Source organism: Variovorax sp. 20P10.2.4 (assembly GCF_058244205.1).
Map to the genome: position 1 here is coordinate 1 of NZ_JBZAYE010000915.1, position 2,245 is coordinate 2,245.

Genomic DNA, 2,245 nt, shown 5'->3' on the forward strand with positions numbered 1-2,245 from the left:
TTGCACCTCGGTGGCCGGCGACTGCCGCCGCAGCGCGCGCAAGGCCTTGCGCAACACGCCCGCATGCAACGCGCTCTCGACATGGCCGATGGCCATGCTGCCGGCCCGGCCCGCGGCCTCCTCGCGCACGCGGAATTCGAGCCGCGCCGAGGCGGACAGCAGCAGCCGGCATTCCTCGAGAAAGCGCTGCCCCGCCTGCGTGAGCTTGAGCCGCTTGCCGCTGCGCGCGAACAGCGCCAGGCCCAGCCGCTCCTCGAGCGCGATGACCTGCCGGCTCAGCGGCGACTGCGAGATGTGCAGGCGCTCGGAGGCGCGCGCGATGCTCTGCGTCTCGGCGACCGCGACGAAATAGTGGAGCTGCTGCAGATCGAGCATGTCGGACCTTTTCTGTCTCATTCATTGCCGAAACGGACGTGGACGAGCATAGACCGAAGCACGACCATGGCGGCCATTCACCACTGCCCCCTGGAGCAAGAACATGGCACTCACCCGATTCGGATTCATCGTCACCGGCAACGGGCTCGACCCCGCACGCGACCGCAGCGTGCTGGCGTCCCCGCACTTCCACATGCTGACCATCGGCGTGGCGAACGCCGCCCAAGGGCCGCAGGCCGCGCGTGCCCTGCTGGCGGAGGGCGTGCAGCTCATCGAGCTCTGCGGCGGCTTCGGCCCCGCGGGCACGGCGGCGGTGCTCGCGGCCGTCGATGGCGCGGTGCCGGTCGGCTCGGTGGGCTACGGCCCCGAATCGATCGCGGGGCTGGCACGGCTGTTCGCCTGAGTGCCCCGGGTGGCCGCGCGCCACGCATGCCGATACACTGGCCCGGATGCAATCGCCCCGCCGCCACCTCTGGCGCGCCATCCTGCTGTTCTCGCTGGCCTGGCTCGGTGTCGCGGCATCCGCGCAGACCACCGACGACGGCACGCTGCGCGTCGGCTCCAAGCGCTTCACCGAGTCGTACATCCTGGCCGAGCTGCTCGCGCAGACCGCCGCGCCGCACCTGGCGAACAAGCCGGTGGTGCGCCAGGGCCTGGGCAACACGGCCATCGTCTACGAGGCGCTGCGCTCGGGCGCGATCGACCTCTATGCCGAATACACCGGCACCATCGCGCTCGAGATCCTCAAGGGCTCGCCCGCGGCCACGCGCGAGCAGATGAACGCGTCGCTCGCCCCGCTGGGGCTGGGCGTGGCGATACCGCTGGGCTTCAACGACGGCTATGCGCTCGCGGTGCGCGCGGCCGATGCCGACCGGCTCGGGCTGCGCAGCCTCGGCGACCTCGCGAAGCATCCCGAGCTGAAGCTCGGCCTGTCGAACGAATTCATCGGCCGCGCCGACGGCTGGAAGGGCCTGGCCGCGCGCTACGGCTTCACGCAGACGCCCACCGGCCTCGACCACGGCCTGGCCTACGACGCGATCGGCGCGAAGCAGGTCGACGTGATCGACATCTACACCACCGACGCCAAGATCGACCACCTGGGCCTGCGCGTGCTCGAGGACGATCGCCAGTACTTCCCGCGCTACGACGCGGTGGTGCTCTACAAGCTCGACCTGCCGCAGCGCCTGCCGCGGGCCTGGGCCGCGCTGCAGAAGCTCGAGGGCCGCGTCGACGAGCACGCGATGATCGCGATGAACGCGCGCGCCGAGCTGCAGAGCGTGCCCTTCGACACCATCGCGCGCGACTTCCTCGCGAGCGCCGGCAAGGACGGCGCGGCGCCGCAGGACACGCGGCGCAGCTTCACGGCCAAGTTGTTCGGCCCCGACCTCTGGCAGCTCGCGCGCCAGCACCTGCTGCTGGTGGCGCTGTCGGTGGGCGTGGCGATCCTCATCGGCGTGCCGATCGCGATCCTGGTGTTTCCGCACCTGCGGCTGCGCGCCCTGGTGCTGGGCGTCGCGAGCCTGATGCAGACCGTGCCCTCGCTGGCGCTGCTCGCGGTGCTGATCTCGATGCTCGGCGCCATCGGCACCCTGCCCGCGCTGATCGCGCTCACGCTCTATTCGTTGCTGCCGATCATGCGCAACACCGTGACCGGCCTGGCCGAGGTGCCCAACGGCCTGCGGCTGGCCGGCACCGCGCTCGGCATGACCTCGAAGCAGAGCCTGCGGCTGGTGCTGCTGCCGCTGGCGCTGCCCACGCTGCTCGCGGGCGTGCGCACCGCCACCGCGATCGCCATCGGCACCGCGACCATCGCGGCCTTCATCGGCGCGGGCGGCTTCGGCGAACGCATCGTGACCGGGCTCGCGCTCAA

General features: G+C 71.3%; 3 protein-coding genes. 2 read left to right on the forward strand and 1 reads right to left on the reverse strand.

Translation table 11 applies throughout. The annotated features are described in order from the left end of the window. Positions 1 to 375, reverse strand: a 375-nt coding sequence (locus AC27VN_RS39345) for a LysR family transcriptional regulator (protein ID WP_490880196.1), incomplete at its 3' end; no start/stop codon positions are given. Between the two features lie 103 nt (positions 376 to 478). On the opposite strand from AC27VN_RS39345, the gene AC27VN_RS39350 reads away from it, so the two are divergent. Together AC27VN_RS39350 and AC27VN_RS39355 are read left to right on the forward strand one after the other, a co-directional pair. Further along, positions 479 to 778 (forward strand): DUF6506 family protein, encoded by a 300-nt coding sequence (locus tag AC27VN_RS39350; protein WP_490880197.1) that lies wholly within the window; start codon positions 479 to 481, stop codon positions 776 to 778. A gap of 46 nt (positions 779 to 824) precedes the next feature. Beyond that, positions 825 to 2,245, forward strand: a 1,421-nt coding sequence (locus tag AC27VN_RS39355) for an ABC transporter permease/substrate-binding protein (RefSeq protein ID WP_490880198.1), incomplete at its 3' end; no start/stop codon positions are given.